This is a genomic window from Pantoea sp., assembly GCF_039594315.1.
GTDB lineage: Bacteria > Pseudomonadota > Gammaproteobacteria > Enterobacterales > Enterobacteriaceae > Pantoea.
Map to the genome: position 1 here is coordinate 12,645 of NZ_JBCNNP010000044.1, position 20,866 is coordinate 33,510.

The following is a 20,866-nucleotide window of genomic DNA, read 5'->3' on the forward strand; positions in this document are numbered from 1 at the left end:
CTTTTATGATTTCTCCCGTGGATACCTTAGCAATTGTGACAAAACGGCTAAACTTAACAGCAGCATCCGCAGCGGAAAGGAGAACAAAATGAATAACGTGGCGCAGGAATACCGTGCAACGATTGCAGCATTATCCCAGCGACTGGATCACGGCGAGCGTGATGTTGATGCGCTAGTGGCAGAGGCACGACAAAGCTTATTAGCGAAAAAAACGCTTTCACCCGCCGAAGTAAATGAAGTGATGCGCGCGGTGCGGCGCGATTTGCATGAGTTCGCGCTGAGCTATCAAGAGTCTTCCGATGTGGTCGGCGATTCGGTGTTTTTACGTGTCATCCGCGAAAGCTTGTGGAAAGAGCTGGCGGACATCACCGATAAAAGTCAGTTGGAATGGCGAGAAGTGTTTCAGGATTTGCGCCATCACGGCGTTTACCAAAGTGGCGAAGTCGTGGGATTGGGCAATTTGGTGTGTGAGAAGTGTGGTTTTACCCGCGCGATTTACACGCCGGAGAGTTTAACCCGTTGCCCGGAGTGTGGACACGATCAGTTCCAACGTCAGCCGTTTGAACCTTGATATGAAAACGGGCAGCGTTGTCGCTGCCCGTTCAATCAATTAATGCAGAATCTTCGCCAGGAAGTCTTTGGCGCGATCGGATTGTGGATTATTAAAGAAGTCATCCTTATTGGTATCTTCGATAATTTTACCTTCATCCATAAAGATCACGCGGTTAGCCACTTTACGCGCAAAGCCCATTTCGTGGGTTACCACCATCATGGTCATGCCTTCGTTGGCTAACTCCACCATCACGTCCAACACTTCGTTGATCATTTCCGGATCGAGCGCTGAAGTCGGCTCGTCAAACAACATCGCCACTGGATCCATGCACAACGCACGCGCAATGGCGACACGCTGCTGCTGGCCCCCAGAAAGCTGGCCTGGGAATTTATCGGCATGAGCCGACAGACCAACACGTTTCAGCAGACCCAGTGCTTTCTCACGCGAAGCGGCTTTATCCCGCTTCAACACTTTAACCTGTGCCAGCGTCAGGTTTTCAATGATGCTGAGATGCGGGAACAGTTCGAAATGCTGGAACACCATGCCCACTTTGCTGCGCAGTTGCGCCAGATTGGTTTTTTTGTTGTTCACTTCGGTGCCGGTAACCTGAATGCTGCCCTGTTGAATCGGCTCAAGGCCGTTAACAGTTTTAATCAGCGTTGATTTCCCTGAGCCAGACGGACCGCAGACCACCACCACTTCACCTTTTTTCACTTCGGTGGAGCAGTCGGTCAGCACCTGAAAGTGCCCATACCACTTTGAAACATTTTTCAGGCTAATCATTTAAACCGTCCTTTTTCTTTTCAGATAGGTAACCAACAACGAAGCGCTCAGGCTGATCACGAAGTAGACCAGACCGGCAAACAAAATCATTTCAACCTGGGTGCCGTCACGCTCACCAATGGTGGAGGCGGTACGGAAGAAGTCGGCCAGGCTTAATACATAAACCAGCGAGGTATCCTGGAACAGCACGATGCCTTGCGTTAATAGCAGCGGCACCATGGCGCGAAACGCTTGCGGCAACACGATCAATTTCATTGATTGCCACTGCGTCATGCCCAGCGCCAGTGCGGCGTTAGACTGACCACGTGAGATACTCTGAATACCAGCACGGATGATTTCCGAGTAGTAGGCGGCCTCAAACAGCGCAAACGCCACCATTGCAGAGATCAGGCGGATATCGGTTTTCGGCGATAAACCCAATACCTGTTGCAGAAATGCAGGAACCACCAGATAGAACCACAGCAGCACCATCACCAATGGCACCGAACGAAACAGGTTGACGTACAGCTTGGCAAACCAGCGAATCGGCATAATCGGCGACAGGCGCATCACCGCCAGAATCGTGCCCCAGATGATGCCAAAAATCACGGCAACAGCGGTGATCTTGAAGGTGATGATCAGGCCATTCCACAGGTAAGGCAGGCTGGGAACAATCGAACTCCAGTCAAATTCGTACATTATTTGCCTCCCATATTGCCAGGCAGGCGAATTTTGCGTTCTACCACACTCATAATCAGCATGATCACCAGGTTAATGCCGACATACGCCAAGGTGATGGCGGTGAAGGATTCGTAAGCGTGTGCTGAATAATCCAGCAACTTACCGGCCTGCGCCGCCATATCGACCAAACCAATGGTTGAGGCGATGGCTGAGTTCTTCACCAAGTTGAGCATTTCCGAGGTCATCGGCGGCACAATCACGCGATAAGCATTCGGCAGCAGCACATAACGATAGGTTTGCGGCAGCGTTAACCCCATCGCCAGGCCAGCATTTTTCTGTCCGCGCGGCAGCGATTGAATCGCCGCACGCACTTGCTCACACACGCGCGCAGCGGTGAACAAGCCGAGGCAAATGGTCGATGACAGGAAGAACTGAATGTTCGGGTCCAGCTCCGACTTAAACCACATGCCGAGGTTTTCTCCCACCAGTTCTGGTGCCACCAGATACCAGAAGAAGAACTGCACAATCAGCGGGATATTACGAAACAGTTCTACGTAGCAGGTACCAATCGTCGCCAACAGGCGGTTGGGTACGGTACGCAGAATGCCAAAGAAGGAACCTACCAGGAAGGCAATAATCCAGGCGCAGCAGGACACCGCAATGGTGACCTGAAATCCGGACCACAGCCAGCCGAGGTAAGTCGTATTGCCGAACGGGGCCTGTTGTAAAAAGATGCCCCAGTTCCAATCGATACCCATAACGAGCTCCGGTAAAAAAAGGGTAGCGAGGCTACCCATAAGATTGTTGAGCGGTGTCTTGCGTCCTGCTTCAGGGGAACGGCCTGTTGCAGTCTGTCTGTCCGCACCGCATGTTCAGCAATCGAGAGGGCAGCGGGCTGCCCTTGTTGTCGTTGTTAAATTAGAGTGCTTTGTCGTTCGGTGCTTTGAACAGGGCTTGCATATCTGGTGACAGTTCGAAGTTCAGGTTCAGATTCTTTGGTGGAATCGGTTGTTTGAACCAGGTTTCAAACCATTTAGAGGCTTCGCCAGAGGTCTGCGCTTTAGCAATGGTTTCATCCATCAGCTGTTTGAACTGTGGATCTTCATTACGCAGCATGCAGCCGTAAGCTTCTTTGGATTGCGGCGTGCCAACGATTTCCCAGTTGTCTGGTTTCTTCGCTTTAGCACGTTCACCTGCCAGCAAGGCATCATCCATCATGAAGGCCACAGCACGGCCGGTTTCCAGCGTACGGAATGAATCGCCGTGGTCTTTCGCGCTGATGATGCGCATGTCCATTTTCTGATCGTCATTCAGCTTGTGCAGCAACACTTCTGAAGTGGTACCCGAAGTAACTACTACGGTTTTACCTTTCAGATCGGCGAAATCTTTGATGTCGCCGCCTTTTTTCACCAGCAGACGCGTACCGATGATGAATACGGTGTCAGAGAAAGCAGCCTGCTTCTGACGCTCCAGGTTGTTGGTGGTTGAGCCGCACTCAAAATCGTAAGTGCCGTTCTGCAACAGCGGGATACGGTTCTGAGAAGTGATCGGCAGCATTTTAATCTGCAAATCGGGCTTATTCAGCTTGGCCTTGATCGCGGCCACGATAGCGTTCGAATAATCCTGTGAGTAGCCAACCACTTTTTGCTGGTTGTCATAATAAGAAAAGGGAACTGATGATTCACGATGCCCAACGACGATCACGCCGCTATCATTGATTTTTTTCAGGGTACCGGTGAGATCTTCCGCCTGGGCCGCTCCCGCTGCTGCTCCCAACAGTAAAAGGGATAATGCCACTTTGCGTATCTGCATGTTCCAACTCCTTCGTATGGATGTCGCGCAGAACATAAACTGCGCAGATTGTGATGTTGTGTGTATTTCGTGCTGCTTTTTTAGTAATCACCTAGCGCAAGCACGCGCAGGATAGTGATTAACATAGCGAATTGTTAACGCAATGAAACAAAAAAGTTTCTTTTTTGCGAGCCGCTCCGCACCAATAAAAGGCAAAAATCTACCAATGCGCTATTGAAGTGCGCATCACTGTCCTAAATTAGTGCGTAAAGGTTGCATTACGCTGACAAAAGCCAATGTTTGCGAAAATCACTGAAATAAATAGCAATGATCGTGCCAGCACGGTGAAAAAGGGAAAAAAGGCAGCAGAGAATCGCGGCAAGCGCAGCGGAAGGGAGAGAAAACAGCGTATAAAAAAGGCGAAGTGATCACTTCGCCTGGTAATGTCTCGATGTTATCAGTGGCGGCGGCGCAAAATCGCTACCACAATGCCAATCAGCGTCAGCAGCCATACTGGCCAGATGCCGACTTTGGCATACGGCGTTTCACCGCTGGTTGGCGTGACTTTTGCTTCCAGAACATCCCGCGTGAACTGCGGCAGCTCTTTCTCCACCTCACCGTTGGCATTCACCACCGCCGTAACGCCATTGTTGGTGGAGCGCAGCAGTGGACGTCCAAGTTCCAGCGCACGCATGCGTGCCATCTGGAAATGCTGCCACGGGCCGATTGAGTGACCAAACCAAGCATCGTTAGATACCGTTAGCAGGAAATTGGTATCCGGACGGAAGTTCGCACGCACCTGTTCACCGAGTACGATTTCATAGCAAATGGCGCTGGTCAGGTTGTAGCCCGAGACTTTCAACTGCGGCTGCACGTAGGCGCCACGGCTGAAAGAAGACATCGGCAGATCAAAGAACGGTGCCAGCGGACGTAGCAAATCTTCCAGCGGAACAAATTCACCAAATGGCACCAGATGATTTTTCTGGTAGCGATTTTGGCTTTGATAGCTGTAAGGCTGCTCACCACCCAACACAATCACCGAGTTGTAATCGTGATAGCGGTTATCCCCTTCGACGCGAGAATCCACAATCCCCGTAATCAGCGAGCTGCCACGCGAACGTAGCTCCGCATCCAGCGCACGCAGGAACGGCTGCTGATTGCTTTCCAGGTCGGTAATCGCTGATTCCGGCCAGATGATGATAGGAGCTTTGCCGATAAACGGTTGGCTGAAAGAGGTATACACGCGCAGCGTGTTCAGCAGTTGCTGCGGATCCCACTTCATCGACTGCGGGATGTTGCCTTGCACCATGGCGACATCAACGCTGCGTTCCGGCAACGGTTGATACCACTGCAACATGCGCAGCGGCCAAGGCAACAACAGCAATACGGCGGCGGCAACCAGGCTTTTTACCGTGCGATGATGCAGCGCATGCACCTGCAATCCTGCAATCACCATCAACAAGAAGGTAATGGTTTCCACGCCGGCTAACGGCGCCAGCCCTTTCAGCGGGCCGTCAATCTGGCTGTAGCCGAACTGCAGCCACGGGAAGCCGGTCAGCACCCAGCCGCGCAGGAATTCGCTGATTTGCCACAATGCCGGTGCAGCTAGCGCCAATCGCCACAGTGTGGCGCGCGGCCAAAAGCGGTTGAGCACGCTGGCAAACAGCAGTGGATAGAGAGACAAATACGCCGCCAGCAATACCACTAAGAAGACGTTGACCGGGCCGGGCATGCCGCCAAAGGTAGCGATGCTGACGTACACCCAATTGATGCCGCTGCCAAACAGGCCAAAGCCCCAAACAAAGCCAATCGCTGCCGCCTGTGCGGTGCGACGCTCCAGCAGCAGCAGTTGCAGACCAAACAGCGAAATTAACGCAGCAGGCCAGAAATCGTAGGGGGAAAAGGAAAGGGTGCCAACGGCACCCGTAATCAACGCCAGCAGCAGGCGAACCCGCTGCTGCGAGTAAAGAGAGGCTAAAGCCATAAATTATTCGTCTTCGAGTTGCGGTTGTGGTGAGTCTTCTGGGATTTTTACATGCACCTGGATAATACGGCGGCTATCGGCCATCGCGACTTTAAACTGGTAGCCGTCAATAACAATACTCTCACCGCGAGCCGGAAGGTGGCCGAATCCCTGCATGACCAATCCACCAATGGTATCAACTTCGTCATCGCTGAAATCAGTACCAAAGACTTCATTAAAATCTTCAATTTGCGTTAAGGCACGCATGGTATAGGTATGACGATTGAGCTGACGGATATCACGATCTTCTTCATCGTCATATTCATCCTCAATTTCGCCGACGATCAACTCAAGGATATCCTCGATGGTCACCAAACCCGAGACGCCACCAAATTCATCAATGACAATCGCCATGTGATAACGCTGTGAGCGGAACTCTTTGAGCATGCGATCGACACGTTTGCTTTCCGGCACCACCACGGCGGTACGCAGCACTTTTTCCATGCTGAAAGGTTCAGACGCGCTGGCCATAAATGGCAGCAGGTCTTTGGCCATCAAAATGCCTTCTACGTGATCTTTGTCTTCGCTGATGACGGGAAAACGGGAGTGCGCAGATTCAATAATCACCGCAAGGCACTCTTCCAGAGTTTGATTGCGTTTTAAGGTGATCATTTGCGAACGCGGAATCATGATGTCGCGCACACGCTGTTCGGCAATGTCCAGCACACCTTCGAGCATGTCGCGGGTGTCCTGATCGATCAGCTCTTTCTGCTCAGAATCACGGATTAACCCCAGCAGCTCATCACGGTTTTTGGGTTCACCGTGAAAAAGTTGGTTGATAAGTAGGGAGAAAAAACCCTTTTTACTACTGGGTGCGTCGCTGTTTTGAGAATGGTCGTCGCTCATGGCGTTTTTATTTAGTTCTCTCTGATGAGGGAAGGGTGCTGCCGGCATCCGCGCCAGCAGCGCAATAACCTAAGCCAGTGGCTCAGGCGTCTTCTTTCTCCGAAATGTACGGATCAGGATAACCAAGAGCAAGCATTATCTCGGTCTCCAGCGCCTCCATTTCCTCGGCTTCACTGTCTTCGATGTGATCGTAACCCAGCAAGTGCAGCGTGCCGTGTACCACCATGTGCGCCCAATGCGCTTCGACGGTTTTGCCTTGTTCAGCAGCCTCTTGCTCAACCACCTGACGGCAAATGATCAAGTCGCCAAGCAGCGGCAATTCAATACCTGGCGGCGCTTCAAACGGAAAAGAGAGCACGTTGGTCGGCTTGTCTTTGCCACGATAAGTCAGATTAAGCTCATTACTTTCGGCTTCATCCACCAAACGAATGGTGACCTCACTTCCCGGTTGAAAAGGGGTGACTGCCGCTTCCAGCCAGCGCTGAAAAGCGGCTTCTGCCGGCAGATTATTTTCATCGGCGCAGGCCAGTTGTAAATCAAGTATTACCGCGCTCATTAACGCTCCTGCGGGGTGGTTTGACTGGCAAGCTGAGCGGCAATCGCTTCGCGTTTGCGCTCTTCTGCCTGTTGGTCACGGCGTTTCTGATCGGCGGTTTCCCAGGCTTCATAAGCATTCACGATGCGTGCGACAACCGGATGACGCACCACGTCTTCGCTGTGGAAAAAGTTAAAGCTGATTTCATCGACTTCAGCCAATACTTCAATGGCGTGGCGCAAGCCGGATTTGGTGCTGCGCGGCAAGTCAATTTGCGTCACGTCACCGGTAATCACCGCTTTCGAATTGAAGCCGATACGCGTCAGGAACATCTTCATCTGTTCGATGGTGGTGTTCTGGCTCTCATCAAGGATGACAAACGCATCATTGAGCGTACGGCCGCGCATATAAGCTAACGGAGCCACTTCAATCACGTTGCGCTCAATGAGCTTTTCGACCCGCTCAAAACCGAGCATTTCGAACAGCGCGTCATACAGCGGGCGCAGATAGGGATCGACTTTCTGACTCAGATCGCCTGGCAGGAAGCCGAGCTTTTCACCCGCTTCTACCGCCGGACGCGTCAAGAGAATACGGCGAATCTCCTGGCGCTCCAGCGCATCCACTGCCGCCGCCACCGCCAGATAGGTTTTACCGGTACCGGCTGGACCAATACCAAAGGTAATATCGTGCGCGAAAATATTGGCGATGTATTGCGCCTGATTCGGCGTACGCGGTTTGATCACGCCACGCTTGGTTTTGATGTTTACCGCTTTACCGAACTCCGGCACGCTCTCCGCGCTTTGCTCCAGCACACGGCTCTCTTTGATTGCCAGGTGGATTTCATCCGGTTCGATATCTTTAATTTGTCCACGCATCGGCGCGGTATCGACATACAACGTGCGCAATATATTGGCGGCGGCATCGACGCACATTGAGCGACCAGTGAGCGTGAAGTGGTTATCACGACGTTTGATCTCAATGCCCAAACGACGCTCCAACTGCTTCACATTGTCGTCCATGGGACCACACAAACTCATCAGTCGTTGGTTGTCTGCCGGTTCAAGGGCAATTTCACGCGTTTCGATATTCAAATGAATCCTTAGGGTCGCTTAGGGCCAGTTGAAAAGGTGTATCAGAGGCAGCAAGCAAAGGATGTCGCCTCTTGATGGAATTATTTATGGCGCTGCGCATCGGCGCAAGCTTCAGAAACGATATTTGGGCAGCGTTTGCGGAAAGCAAGGGCGGCAGGATGAAACAGGCGACAGCGCTTTGTGCGCTGCCGCTCAACATTCGTGATTTCAAGGCTGGAACAGTCCGACGCCGATGTCATTCTCTTTGCGGGTTCGCGCAATCACCGAAGCCGGGCTTTCTGCCACGCGCAGGTCCATTTGATCTTCGGTGCGCACCAGCACACCACGCAATGAGGTGGCATACACATCGACAATTTCGACATCAACAAATTTGCCAATCATTTCAACCGGTGCTTCGAAGTTCACCACGCGATTACTGTCGGTGCGACCGCTCAACTCCATCACATTCTTACGCGAAATCCCTTCTACCAGTACACGCTGCGTGCTGCCCAGCATGCTGCGGCTCCATGCCATCACCTGTTGGTTAATGCGATCCTGCAAGATGTAAAGGCGCTGTTTTTTCTCTTCTTCCGGCACATCATCCGGCAGATCGGCGGCGGGTGTGCCTGGGCGCATTGAATAGATGAAGCTGAAGCTGACATCGAAATTCACTTCGCCCACCAGCTTCATGGTCTGTTCAAAATCCTGCTGCGTTTCGCCAGGGAAACCAATGATGAAATCTGAGCTCAGCAAGATATCCGGACGCGCAGCTTTCAGTTTGCGAATAATCGCTTTGTACTCCAGCGCGGTGTGCGCACGCTTCATCAATGTAAGGATGCGGTCGGAGCCACTTTGTACTGGCAGATGCAGAAAACTCACCAACTCAGGTGTATCGCGATAAACATCAATGATGTCATCGGTAAATTCAATCGGATGGCTGGTGGTAAAACGAATGCGATCAATGCCGTCAATCGCCGCCACTAAACGCAACAACTCAGCAAAGCTGCAAACTTCGCCATCAAAAGTGGCACCACGATAAGCATTAACGTTCTGACCGAGCAGATTGACTTCACGCACGCCCTGCGCGGCGAGCTGGGCTATTTCCAGCAGAATATCGTCGCTGGGGCGGCTGACTTCCTCGCCACGGGTGTAGGGCACCACGCAGAAGGTACAATATTTGTTGCAACCTTCCATGATGGAAACGTAGGCGGTTGGGCCATCGGCGCGCGGTTCTGGCAGGCGATCAAACTTTTCGATTTCCGGGAAGCTGATGTCCACCACAGGACTTTTGCTGCCGCGCACGGTGTTGATCATTTCCGGCAAGCGATGCAAGGTTTGCGGGCCAAACACGATATCAACGTAGTTGGCGCGTTGGCGCAGACGTTCACCTTCCTGCGAGGCAACGCAACCGCCGACACCAATGATTACATCGGGATTATCCGCTTTCAGCTTTTTCCAGCGACCCAACAGAGCAAAAACCTTCTCCTGCGCCTTTTCACGAATCGAGCAGGTATTGAGCAGCAGAACATCCGCCTCTTCAGCTTCCTCGGTGAGAGTGTAGCCGTGCGTACTGTTCAGCAGATCGGCCATCTTCGATGAATCGTATTCATTCATCTGACAGCCCCAGGTTTTGATGTGTAGTTTTTTGGTCATCGAACTAGCCATTGATTAACGCGAAGTGCAGGGCGCGTATTGTAATGCTTCACTGTAGTGGTGGCTAGGCTTCACGCATCAACATCGCATCGCACGGTCAATTTCCGGTACACTTTCCCTATCAATGTGATGCTGGCAGGTATCACGGCAATAACAAGGATTAGAGTCGATGCAGGATTCACATTTTGATGTGGTGATCGTGGGCGGCGGCATGGTCGGTGCCGCGTTGGCGTGTGGTCTGGCGCAGCAGCAGTTTCGCGTGGCGGTGATTGAGCGCGCCGAGCCAGCGGTGTTTGATGTTGCGAGCGATCCCGATGTGCGTATTTCCGCGATTGGCGCCTCTTCGGTCGCGCTGTTGCAGCAGCTGAATGTTTGGCCACAAGTGCAAGCAATGCGTTGCGCACCGTATCGTCAACTGGAAACCTGGGAGTGGCAAAATGCGCATGTGACGTTTGATGCGGCCTCGCTGGGTTTGCCTGAGTTGGGTTTTATGGTGGAAAACAGCGTCTTGCAACGTGCGTTATGGGAAAAAATGCAGCAAGAGGGCATTACGCTGCTGTGCCCGGCCAGTTTGCAGGGTTTGCAGCCGCATAATGCGGGCTGGCATGTGCAACTGGACAATGGCCAAACGCTGGATGCGCGTTTAGTGGTGGGCGCGGACGGTGCCAACTCGCGCGTGCGGCAGTTGGCGGGAATTGGCGTGCGTGGCTGGAACTATGCGCAATCCTGCATGCTGATCAGTGTGGAATGTGAACACGATGCCGGCGACTCAACCTGGCAACAGTTCACGCCGCAAGGTCCACGTGCGTTTCTGCCGCTATTTGATCGTCGCGCGTCGCTGGTGTGGTATGACGCGCCAGCACGTATTCGCCAGTTGCAAAGTTTGCCATTCTCGCAATTGGAAAAAGAGATTCATGCCCACTTCCCGGCGCGCGTTGGTCGTTTCAAGGTGAAAGCCGCGGCATCTTTCCCGTTGGTGCGTCGCCATGCCACGCGTTATGTGATGCCAGGATTAGCCTTGGTGGGTGATGCGGCGCATACCATCAACCCGTTGGCCGGGCAGGGCGTCAATTTAGGCTATCGCGATGTGGATGCTTTGATTACTACGCTGGTGGAGGCGCGCAGCCAGGCGCAGATCTGGTCATCAAACGAAGTGCTGCAGCGTTATCATCGTCAGCGTTATAAAGATAATTTATTGATGCAAGGTGGGATGGATCTGTTCTATTTCGCGTTTAGCAATAAACTGCCACCACTGCGCTTTGCACGTAATCTGGCGTTGATTGCGGCTGAGAATGCCGGAGCCTTAAAACGCCGGGTGCTGCGTTACGCATTAGGTTTGTGATTTATATCGGGAGCGTGACTTTGCGCTCCCTGATTTCCAGAACGCAGAAAACAATAAAGCCCGCAAAAGCGGGCTTTATTGTGCAATTTGGCTGGGGTGCAGGGATTCGAACCCCGGAATGCTGGTATCAGAAACCAGAGCCTTACCGCTTGGCGACACCCCAATAAATTGGTGCTTAATCAAATTGTCTTTGTATGGCTGGGGTGCAGGGATTCGAACCCCGGAATGCTGGTATCAGAAACCAGAGCCTTACCGCTTGGCGACACCCCAAAAATTTGGTGGCTACGACGGGATTTGAACCTGTGACCCCATCATTATGAGTGATGTGCTCTAACCAGCTGAGCTACGTAGCCAAAATACTGCTTACTGCTATCAACGATGGCTGGGATACCTGGATTCGAACCAGGGAATGCCGGTATCAAAAACCGGTGCCTTACCGCTTGGCGATATCCCATTCGTCGATTTTTATATCCACAACAATAATCGGATTGGCTGGGATACCTGGATTCGAACCAGGGAATGCCGGTATCAAAAACCGGTGCCTTACCGCTTGGCGATATCCCATCCGACTGCCGAAGACTGAAATGGTGCGGGAGGCGAGACTTGAACTCGCACACCTTGCGGCGCTAGAACCTAAATCTAGTGCGTCTACCAATTTCGCCACTCCCGCAAAAGATGGTGGCTACGACGGGATTTGAACCTGTGACCCCATCATTATGAGTGATGTGCTCTAACCAGCTGAGCTACGTAGCCATCTTTTGCGCATAACCTTCATCGGCGTTGCGGGGCGCATTATGCGTATTGAGTCTTGTAGCGTCAACAATTTTTTTGCCGTTTTTCGCCTTAAAACGCCTGTTTGTCTGGCTTGTAACCAGGCTGGCGGTTTATTCAGCAAATTTCATTCAATGTGTGTGATCTTGCACAAAAAAGGGGCTCAATTGAGCCCCTGATCTTATTGAGTATAAACCTTATTTGTAAGCGGACTGATGCACGCCAACGGCACGACCTGAAGGATCATCCATTGATTTAAATGCTTCGTCCCACTCAATCGCTTTAGCCGAAGAACAGGCCACCGATGGACCACCCGGCACACACTCAGCTGCGCTGGCAATTGGGAACAACTCTTCAAAGATTTCGCGATACAAATACGCTTCTTTCGAGTTTGGCGTGTTGTACGGGAAGCGGAAATGCGCCGTCGACAACTGTTGATCGGTGATTTGCTTTGCCGCCACTTCTTTCAGCGTATCGATCCAGCTGTAGCCAACACCGTCAGAGAATTGCTCTTTCTGGCGCCATGCCACGCTTTCCGGCAGATAAGAGGAGAAGCACTCACGCAGGATGTGTTTTTCCATCTTGCCGTTGCTGCCACACAGCTTATCTTCTGGGTTGATGCGCATCGCAACATCAAGGAATTTCTTATCGAGGAACGGCACGCGCGCTTCCACGCCCCACGCCGACATCGCTTTGTTAGCACGCGCACAGTCAAACATGTGCAGCGCCAGCAGCTTACGCACGTTTTCTTCGTGGAATTCTTTGGCGTTAGGCGCCTTATGGAAATAGAGGTAGCCGCCAAACACTTCGTCCGCACCTTCGCCGGACAGCACCATTTTGATGCCCATCGCTTTGATTTTACGTGACATCAAATACATCGGCGTTGAGGCGCGAATGGTGGTCACATCATAGGTTTCGATGTGATAAATCACGTCACGAATCGCATCCAGGCCTTCTTGCACGGTGAAGTGGATTTCGTGGTGCACGGTGCCCAGATGTTCAGCAACAGATTTTGCCGCTTTCAGATCCGGTGAACCTTCCAGGCCAACCGCAAAGGAGTGCAGCTGTGGCCACCACGCATCGCTCTTGTCAGCATCTTCAACGCGCTTAGCGGCAAAACGTTTGGTCACGGCGGAAATGATTGAAGAATCCAGACCGCCAGACAACAGCACGCCATAAGGAACGTCTGACATCAGGTGACTTTTCACTGACTCTTCCAGCGCATGTTTCAGCTCGGCGGCATCAGTGGTGTTGTGCTCAACGGCGGAGAATTCCATCCAGTCACGCTGCCAGTAACGGCGAATTTCACCGTCGGCGCTCGACATGAAGCTTCCCGGCGGGAATTCTTTGATGCTGCGACAAACCGGCACCAGTGCTTTCATCTCAGAAGCCACATACAGGTTGCCGTGTTCATCGTTGCCCATATACAGCGGGATGATGCCGATATGGTCACGGCCAATCAGATATTGCTGTTTTACGCTGTCCCACAAAATGAAGGCGAACATGCCTTGCAGCTCGTCGAGGAAATCAACGCCTTTTTCCTGATACAGCGCCAGGATCACTTCACAGTCAGAACCGGTCTGGAAAGCATAACGATCGCTCAACTCGGCACGCAGCGCCTGATGGTTGTAGATTTCACCGTTTACCGCCAGTACGTGGGTGTGATCGGCGTTGTACAGCGGCTGTGCGCCGTTGTTAACGTCAACAATTGACAGGCGCTCATGCACCAAAATGGCTTTGTCATCGGCATACACACCTGACCAATCTGGGCCGCGGTGACGCATTAAACGAGAACATTCCAGCGCTTTCTTGCGCAGCTCAACCGGATCGCTTTTCAGATCCAACACACCAAAAATTGAACACATAACTGACTCCTGATCTCACCTTGTGGCGAAGTATTTTTTTACGTTTGTCCGGCAGCATTGACTGCGTGATGCATAAGAAAATGCGTTAAAGGGGGGTGTTAACGCAAGCGAAAAAAGAGATTTTTGATAAAAAGGATGTTGGCTACGGATTAAAATTGAATTTTATTTAATTAAATCGCATTTAAATTAGATGTGATCTAATGGATTGGTGGTTTTGATGATTTTGTGCGCAATCATATGAACGTTGAAAATTGATTTTGCGACGTAAAAACAAAAGCCCTGCACGCATTCAATACGAGCAGGGCTATAAGCATAAGTGATGGCTGGAATCAAAACAGGTCGATGTCAGCAACGGAAGGGTAGATCCAATCTGGACGGAATGGCATCGCATCAATATCGCTCAGCGTTGAGACGCCAGACAATACCAGAATGGTTTCCAGACCCGCCTGGAAGCCGGCCAGAATGTCGGTACGCAAATTATCGCCCACAATCACCGTCTCTTCTGAGTGCGCATGCATCTTGTTTAACGCGGCGCGCATGATGTATGGACTCGGTTTACCAACATAAAACGGCTTACGACCGGAGATCGTTTCAATACCAGCACACAATGCGCCGCAGGCAGGTACAAAGCCGCGCGCGTGAGTATCGGGATTAGTCGCGATAAAGCGTGCGCCATTGGCAACGAAGAACGCGGCTTTATGCATCATTTCCCAGTTGAAGGATCGCGTTTCACCGACGATAACGAAGTCAGGATTGACGTCAGTGATAGTGAAGCCGGCTTTGTAAAGTTCGTGAATCAATGCGCCTTCGCCAATCACATAAGCCTTTTTGCCTTCCTGACGACGCAGGAAATCGGCGGTGGCCATCGCCGAGGTGTAAAACACCGAATCTGGCACCTCGACACCGGCGTTGGCAAAGCGGTTAGCCAGATCTAACGCGGTTTGCGAAGGATAGTTGGTCAACACCACCAACGGCATATCTTTCGCCAGGATGCGCTGCAAAAATTCGTTCGCGCCGGGAACGGCGGTGTTGTCGTGCATCAACACGCCGTCGATGTCACAGATTACGCTTTTAATCGTCATAGATTGCATCCGGTCGGGCCTGCTAAACAGCAGGCTGGTGGTTACTCTTCCAGCAGATGTTGCAGCAAAATGCCATTCAGCATAGCGCGTTTTGCCAGGGCGAAAGCGCCAATCGCTGAACGATGGTCAAGCTCAGAACGCACCACGGGCAGATTCTTACGGAAGGCATTGAGCGCTTGGGTATTAATGCAACCTTCAATCGCAGGGAACAGTACTTTGTCAGCCTCGGTGATTTCACCGGCCAACACCACTTTTTGCGGGTTGAAGAGGTTAATCGCAATGGCAATCGCCTTACCCAAATAGCGACCAACATATTCGATCACTTCACACGCCAACGCATCGCCATGATTGGCTGCGCGGCAGATCTGCGGCATCAGGCAATCATTCAACGTTAAGCTGCTTGGATAGCCTTGATTGAGCAGATGGCGTACGCGGTTTTCAATTGCGCCATTGGCGGCAATGGTTTCAAGGCATCCGAAATTACCGCAATGACAGCGTTCGCCTAGCGGATCGACCTGAATGTGGCCGATCTCGCCAACGTTGCCATTGCTGCCGAGGAAAATGTGTCCATTAGCGATGATGCCCGCGCCGGTACCGCGATGTAAACGCACCAGAATGGAGTCTGCGCAGTCTCGACTTGCACCGAAGTAGTGCTCGGCCAACGCCAGACTGCGGATGTCATGGCCGACAAAACTGGTGACGTTGAAGCGTTTTTTCAGGCTGGAAACTAACGGCCAATGGCTCACCGCAATATGCGGCATATAGCGAATAATGCCGTTAATCGGATCGACTAAGCCTGGCAGAATCACCGCGATGGCAATCAGCTCATGAATTTTACGCTGATGCGCCGCCATAAAAGCACTGATAGCGTTGAAGAGGGCGTTTTCCAGCGTCTCCTGAGTGCGCTCTGGCAGCGGATAATCTTCCTGTGCCAGCGACTTTCCGCTCAAATCAAATAGCGTTAGTGTGGCGTCGTTACGCCCTAAGCGCACGCCAATAGTATGGAAATGACGCGTTTCAGTAATGATGGAGATGGCGCGGCGCCCGCCGGTGGAAGCTTGTTGTTCCACCTCTTTAATCAGGCCGCGCTCAATCAGTTGGCGGGTAATTTTGGTGACACTGGCGGGCGCAAGCTGGCTGTGTTCAGCGATTTGAATGCGCGATATCGGCCCTTGTTGATCTATCAGCCGATAGACGGCTGCACTGTTGAGTTGTTTGACAAGATCGACATTTCCTATTTGAGACTGGCCGCCAGTGGTCATTCAATACTTACTCGCTGAGGACGTTGTCTCCATTGACTAACGTCTTAGTGATTTGATAATCGCGGGTAAAGACAGTCAGGTTGGCGATTTTTCCTGCTTCAATCGATCCTAACTGTTTCTCCACACCCATCGCCTGCGCGGGATACAGCGTCGCCATACGCAGCGCTTCATCCAGAGCGATACCACAGTGTTCAACGCTGTTCTGCACCGCTTCAATCATGGTCAATGCAGAACCACTGAGCGTACCGTTTTCGTCAACGCACAGGCCGTCGCGATAGTATATTGTTTTGCCTGCAAAAATGAATTGATCAATCGACGCGCCTGCCGGTGCTGTGGCATCCGTCACTAACACCAGTTTGTCGCCTTTGATGCGTTTTGCATTGCGCACATTAGCGTAATGGACATGTAAACCATCTGCAATGATGCCGCAGTATACATCAGGCGAATCAAACAGCGCACCGATCAGGCCAGGCTCGCGTCCGGCAAAGGTCGGCATGGCGTTATAAAGGTGCGTTGCAAAGCTCACACCAGCGCTAAAGCCGATTTTTGCTTCTTCATAAGTGGCATTTGAATGGCCCGCGGAAACGATGATTCCCGCATCACGCAGTTTGCGAATCACCTCGCTACCCGCATTTTCCGGCGCTAAGGTAATTTTGGTGATGACATCGGCGTTAGCGCACAGGAATTCCACCAGTTCAGCGTCTGGCAGACGAATCAATTCCGGATTGTGCGTGCCTTTTTTCGCCTTGTTCAGCCATGGACCTTCAAGATGCAGACCCAATGCCTGATTCTGATGCTTCGCCAGGTAGGCGCGCATGGTTTCTACCGCGCGCTTCATCAGTTCATCGGTGCTGGTGATCAGCGTCGGTAAATAGCTCGTGCAGCCCGATTTTTCGTTGGCGCGCTGCATGATTTCGAGGGTTTCAACGCTGATAGCATTGATGTCGTCATTGAATTGCACGCCACCGCAGCCGTTGAGCTGTAAATCAATAAAACCAGGAGCGATAAACGCACCAGCTACATCCTGCTGTGCGATTGCCGCGTCCAGGCTATCACGCGGACACACGCGCTCAATCACGCCATTTGCAATGACTACAGCATGATTGTCCAGAATTTCATGACCGGTAAAAATCCGGCCGTTAACTAATGCGTACATCGTTTGTCTCTCCCGGCTAAGCCTGCCGCCTAATAGCAGCAGGTTTTTACAACGTGTTGTTACACACCCTTCATATTTTCCGCTTCCATTTCGCGGAAATATTTCACGGTTTTCACTTTCAGTTCCATGGTGGCTGGCTCATCACACACCACAACAGATTTTGCATGCAATTGCAGGCAGCTGATGGTCCACATGTGATTCACGTTACCTTCAACCGCCGCTTGCAGCGCCTGCGCTTTCAAGTGACCTGTCACCAAAATCATCACTTCTTCTGCATCCAGCAAAGTGCCCACGCCAACGGTCAGCGCATATTTCGGCACCTGATCAACATCGCCATTAAAGAAGCGTGAGTTCGCGATGCGCGTATCGTGCGTCAGGGTTTTGATGCGGGTACGGGATGAGAGTGAAGAAGCCGGTTCGTTGAAGGCAATATGACCATCGTTGCCTACGCCACCCATGAACAGGTTAATTTTGCCATAGGCGCGCATCTTCTCTTCGTATTGACGACATTCTGCGTCAATATCTTCGGCATTGCCATTCAGAAGATTGATGTTTTGCTCTTGAATATCAACGTGATCGAAGAAGTTGCGATACATGAAGCTGTGATAGCTTTCCGGATGCTCTTTCGGCAGGCCAACATACTCATCCATGTTAAAGGTGACAACGTGCTTGAAACTAACCTGGCCCGCTTTGTGCATGTCAATCAGGTGCTTGTAAGCTTCCAGTGGCGTGCCACCGGTTGGCAAACCCAGCACGAAAGGACGTTCTGCGCTAGGCTTAAACGCGTTAATGCGGTTAACAATATGGCGTGCAGCCCATTTACCCACTTGGGTAGTTGTGGCTAAAGGGATCAGTCTCATGTCTTCACCTCAATTAAGATTGGAAATGTGGAGTTGCGGTTTTCTGCCCTTAAGCGTAATGCGTTTAAGCTTAGCCATCCGGGAAAAGTGCGACTCGATATTTTTCATCATAAAATAAGTTTGTGGTGCTGGCTAGCATTTCGCATTCTCAAACCACCATTTTGGTGATTAAAGTCACAGTTGTAGTGGTTTTAATTTGCGAGGCGAATTAATTTGTCTTTACACTGCGCATCGTGGTGAAAAGTGTCATCAAGGTACCGGGCGACGGGATAATAAAATCAACCCGCGCCACGGCAAAACGCCAGTCTCATAGGGGGAGAATAAGGTGAGTATTTTAGGATATCTGCAAAAGGTCGGCCGCGCACTGATGGTGCCGGTAGCGACTCTGCCGGCAGCGGCAATCTTGATGGGGGTCGGGTATTGGATTGATCCAGATAGCTGGGGTGCAGGTAATGCGCTGGCAGCACTGTTGATCAAATCTGGCTCGGCGATCATCGAAAATATGTCTGTGCTGTTTGCCATTGGTGTGGCTTACGGCATGTCAAAAGATAAAGACGGTGCTGCTGCATTAACCGGTTTCGTCGGCTTCCTGGTGGTGACCACTCTGTGTTCACCGGCTGCGGTGGCGATGATTCAGAAAATGCCGGTGGAGCAAGTGCCTGCCGCGTTCGGAAAAATCAATAACCAGTTCGTGGGTATTCTGGTCGGTATTCTCTCCGCAGAAGTGTATAACCGCTTCAGTCACGTTGAGCTGCCAAAAGCGCTGTCGTTCTTCAGCGGCCGCCGTTTGGTGCCGATTCTGGTCTCCTTCCTGATGATCCTGGTTGCGTTCATCCTGATGTATATCTGGCCGATCATCTTTGGTGGCCTGGTTAACTTCGGTGAACACATTCAGAAGCTGGGTTCTGTCGGTGCAGGCGTGTATGCCTTCTTTAACCGCTTGCTGATCCCGGTTGGTCTGCATCACGCGTTGAACTCGGTATTCTGGTTCGACGTAGCGGGCATCAACGATATTCCTAAATTCCTTGGCGGTGCGCAGTCTATCGCCGATGGCTCTGGTATCCCGGGTATCACCGGTCGTTATCAGGCGGGCTTCTTCCCAATCATGATGTTTGGTCTGCCTGGCGCTGCGCTGGCGATTTACCACTGTGCGCGTCCAGAAAACCGCGCCAAAGTGGGCGGTATTATGTTGGCTGCGGCCTTTGCTGCCTTCTTTACCGGTATTACCGAACCGCTGGAATTCTCCTTCATGTTCGTGGCTCCAGTGCTGTATGTGATTCACGCTGCGTTGACCGGTCTGTCCGTGTTCATCGCTGCCAGCATGCAGTGGATTGCGGGCTTCGGCTTCAGCGCCGGTTTAGTGGATATGGTGCTGTCAACGCGTAACCCGCTGGCAGTGCATTGGTGGATGCTGATCCCACAAGGTTTAGTGTTCTTCGTTATCTACTATGTAGTGTTCCGTTTCACCATCAAAAAATTCAACCTGATGACGCCGGGCCGCGAACTCTCAGCGGGCGATGAAACTGACGGTTATGACGTAAACGTTGATAACAGCGGCAATGGCGAAAGCCAAACTGAATCGCTGGCGCGCCGATACATCGCCGCGATCGGTGGTTCAGACAACCTGACTCACATTGATGCTTGTATCACTCGTCTGCGTTTGAATGTAAATGACTCTGCGTTGGTTAATGAAGGTGTTGCCAAACGTCTGGGCGCTTCAGGTGTGATTCGTCTGAACAAGCAAAGTGTGCAGGTGATCGTCGGTACGCAGGCTGAAAGCATTGCTACTGCAATGAAAACGGTTCTGAGCAAAGGCCCAGTTGCTGCCTCTGCAGCAGCGCCAGCCGCGGCTCCGGCAGCAGCAAAACCACAGGCAGTACTGAATAGCGAAAAAGCCGTTATCGCAACGTTGTTGGCTCCGGTCACCGGTGAAGTGGTGGCGCTAGAAAATGTGCCAGATGAAGCATTCGCCAGCAAAGCGGTCGGCGATGGTTTAGCCATCAAGCCAACCGATAAAATCGTGGTGGCGCCAACTGCCGGTACCGTGGTGAAAATCTTCAACACTAACCATGCTTTCTGCCTCGAAGCAGAAAATGGTGTCGAGATCGTGGTTCACATGGGTCTGGATACCGTGGCGCTGGAAGGTAAAGGTTTCACGCGTCTGGTAGAAGAGGGTGCGATAGTAACCGCAGGTCAGCCAATCCTGGAAATGGATCTGGATTTCCTTAACGCCAATGCGCGCTCAATGATCAGCCCGGTTGTGGTGAGCAACAGCGATGATTTTGCCGGTCTGAATTTACTGGCTAGCGGTTCAGTGGTAGCAGGCCAAACCCCGTTGTACGAGGTTAAAGGCTAAGTCCTTGTGATTGACCCAGAAGGCAGGAAGCAATTCCTGCCTTTTTTGTTTTAAAACGACCAACAAACGGTTGTTTCCCTCCTGCGCTTTGTGGATCATACTCCGTTACTTCGTGGTACAAATCACCCGTTATAGTTTTTGAGGATTTTGAGATGAGTGAGGCTGAAGCCCGCCCAACGAACTTTATTCGTCAGATCATCGACGAAGATTTGGCGAGCGGTAAGCACAACAGTGTGCATACCCGTTTCCCGCCTGAGC

Annotated in this window: 18 protein-coding genes and 7 tRNA genes; 4 read left to right on the forward strand and 21 right to left on the reverse strand. The window is 51.8% G+C overall.

Annotated elements, in window-relative coordinates:
* The first annotated feature begins 88 nt into the window (after window positions 1–88).
* A complete protein-coding gene (locus tag ABDW13_RS18705; protein WP_343554060.1) occupies window positions 89–571 on the forward strand; it encodes a zinc ribbon-containing protein in 483 nt (160 codons plus the stop codon).
* Window positions 572–610: 39 nt separating this feature from the next.
* Here ABDW13_RS18705 and ABDW13_RS18710 read toward each other — a convergent pair whose 3' ends face one another.
* From ABDW13_RS18710 to miaB, 9 genes are all read right to left on the reverse strand, one after another.
* Window positions 611–1,336: an amino acid ABC transporter ATP-binding protein gene (locus tag ABDW13_RS18710; RefSeq protein ID WP_343554061.1), complete on the reverse strand. Its 726-nt coding sequence runs from the start codon at window positions 1,334–1,336 to the stop codon at window positions 611–613.
* Window positions 1,337–2,014, reverse strand: coding sequence for a glutamate/aspartate ABC transporter permease GltK (gene gltK / locus ABDW13_RS18715; RefSeq protein WP_343554062.1), 678 nt, complete (start codon window positions 2,012–2,014; stop codon window positions 1,337–1,339).
* Complete coding sequence (locus ABDW13_RS18720; protein ID WP_343554063.1) at window positions 2,014–2,754, reverse strand: amino acid ABC transporter permease; 741 nt, start codon at window positions 2,752–2,754, stop codon at window positions 2,014–2,016. Before ABDW13_RS18720 ends, gltK begins: the two co-directional genes overlap by 1 nt.
* Window positions 2,755–2,914: 160 nt before the next feature.
* Complete coding sequence (locus ABDW13_RS18725; RefSeq protein ID WP_343554064.1) at window positions 2,915–3,808, reverse strand: glutamate/aspartate ABC transporter substrate-binding protein; 894 nt, start codon at window positions 3,806–3,808, stop codon at window positions 2,915–2,917.
* A gap of 436 nt (window positions 3,809–4,244) precedes the next feature.
* Window positions 4,245–5,771: an apolipoprotein N-acyltransferase gene (gene lnt, locus ABDW13_RS18730; protein ID WP_343554065.1), complete on the reverse strand. Its 1,527-nt coding sequence runs from the start codon at window positions 5,769–5,771 to the stop codon at window positions 4,245–4,247.
* A gap of 3 nt (window positions 5,772–5,774) precedes the next feature.
* Window positions 5,775–6,656, reverse strand: a complete 882-nt coding sequence (corC, locus tag ABDW13_RS18735; protein WP_343554066.1) for a CNNM family magnesium/cobalt transport protein CorC — start codon at window positions 6,654–6,656, stop codon at window positions 5,775–5,777.
* Between the two features lie 82 nt (window positions 6,657–6,738).
* A complete protein-coding gene (ybeY, locus tag ABDW13_RS18740) occupies window positions 6,739–7,212 on the reverse strand; it encodes an rRNA maturation RNase YbeY (RefSeq protein WP_343554067.1) in 474 nt (157 codons plus the stop codon).
* Window positions 7,212–8,282 carry a PhoH family protein gene (locus tag ABDW13_RS18745; RefSeq protein ID WP_343554068.1) on the reverse strand — a complete coding sequence of 357 codons (1,071 nt, stop codon included), beginning with the start codon at window positions 8,280–8,282 and terminating at the stop codon, window positions 7,212–7,214. The genes ybeY and ABDW13_RS18745 overlap by 1 nt, the downstream gene beginning before the upstream one ends.
* A gap of 207 nt (window positions 8,283–8,489) precedes the next feature.
* The gene (gene miaB, locus ABDW13_RS18750; protein WP_343554069.1) at window positions 8,490–9,914 is read right to left on the reverse strand and encodes a tRNA (N6-isopentenyl adenosine(37)-C2)-methylthiotransferase MiaB; all 1,425 of its coding nucleotides are present in this window, start codon (window positions 9,912–9,914) and stop codon (window positions 8,490–8,492) included.
* 169 nt (window positions 9,915–10,083) lie between these two features.
* Between miaB and ubiF the strand changes: the two genes are divergently transcribed.
* Entirely contained in the window at window positions 10,084–11,256 is a 1,173-nt protein-coding gene (ubiF, locus tag ABDW13_RS18755; RefSeq protein ID WP_343554070.1) for a 3-demethoxyubiquinol 3-hydroxylase, read from the forward strand.
* 88 nt (window positions 11,257–11,344) lie between these two features.
* Here ubiF and ABDW13_RS18760 read toward each other — a convergent pair.
* The 12 genes from ABDW13_RS18760 to nagB form a co-directional block, all read right to left on the reverse strand.
* A tRNA-Gln gene (locus tag ABDW13_RS18760) sits at window positions 11,345–11,419 on the reverse strand.
* 32 nt (window positions 11,420–11,451) lie between these two features.
* A tRNA-Gln gene (locus ABDW13_RS18765) sits at window positions 11,452–11,526 on the reverse strand.
* Window positions 11,527–11,532: 6 nt separating this feature from the next.
* Window positions 11,533–11,609: transfer RNA gene (locus ABDW13_RS18770), tRNA-Met, on the reverse strand.
* 26 nt (window positions 11,610–11,635) lie between these two features.
* Window positions 11,636–11,710: transfer RNA gene (locus ABDW13_RS18775), tRNA-Gln, on the reverse strand.
* Window positions 11,711–11,745: 35 nt separating this feature from the next.
* Window positions 11,746–11,820 (reverse strand) — tRNA-Gln (locus ABDW13_RS18780).
* Window positions 11,821–11,841: 21 nt separating this feature from the next.
* A tRNA-Leu gene (locus ABDW13_RS18785) sits at window positions 11,842–11,926 on the reverse strand.
* 6 nt (window positions 11,927–11,932) lie between these two features.
* Window positions 11,933–12,009: transfer RNA gene (locus tag ABDW13_RS18790), tRNA-Met, on the reverse strand.
* A 215-nt stretch (window positions 12,010–12,224) separates the two neighbouring features.
* The gene (asnB, locus tag ABDW13_RS18795) at window positions 12,225–13,892 is read right to left on the reverse strand and encodes an asparagine synthase B (protein ID WP_343554071.1); all 1,668 of its coding nucleotides are present in this window, start codon (window positions 13,890–13,892) and stop codon (window positions 12,225–12,227) included.
* A 329-nt stretch (window positions 13,893–14,221) separates the two neighbouring features.
* Window positions 14,222–14,974, reverse strand: coding sequence for an HAD-IIA family hydrolase (locus ABDW13_RS18800; RefSeq protein ID WP_343554072.1), 753 nt, complete (start codon window positions 14,972–14,974; stop codon window positions 14,222–14,224).
* Between the two features lie 41 nt (window positions 14,975–15,015).
* On the reverse strand, window positions 15,016–16,236 hold the full coding sequence (locus ABDW13_RS18805) for an N-acetylglucosamine repressor (RefSeq protein WP_343554073.1): 1,221 nt from the start codon (window positions 16,234–16,236) through the stop codon (window positions 15,016–15,018).
* A gap of 7 nt (window positions 16,237–16,243) precedes the next feature.
* Window positions 16,244–17,392 (reverse strand): N-acetylglucosamine-6-phosphate deacetylase, encoded by a 1,149-nt coding sequence (gene nagA / locus ABDW13_RS18810; protein ID WP_343554074.1) that lies wholly within the window; start codon window positions 17,390–17,392, stop codon window positions 16,244–16,246.
* 59 nt (window positions 17,393–17,451) lie between these two features.
* Complete coding sequence (nagB, locus tag ABDW13_RS18815) at window positions 17,452–18,252, reverse strand: glucosamine-6-phosphate deaminase (protein WP_343554075.1); 801 nt, start codon at window positions 18,250–18,252, stop codon at window positions 17,452–17,454.
* A 331-nt stretch (window positions 18,253–18,583) separates the two neighbouring features.
* Here nagB and nagE point away from each other — a divergent pair, with 331 nt between their 5' ends.
* Together nagE and ABDW13_RS18825 are read left to right on the forward strand one after the other, a co-directional pair.
* Window positions 18,584–20,608 (forward strand): N-acetylglucosamine-specific PTS transporter subunit IIBC, encoded by a 2,025-nt coding sequence (gene nagE, locus ABDW13_RS18820; RefSeq protein WP_343554077.1) that lies wholly within the window; start codon window positions 18,584–18,586, stop codon window positions 20,606–20,608.
* A gap of 152 nt (window positions 20,609–20,760) precedes the next feature.
* A partial coding sequence (locus ABDW13_RS18825; protein WP_343554078.1) for a hypothetical protein occupies window positions 20,761–20,866 on the forward strand: 106 nt, incomplete at its 3' end.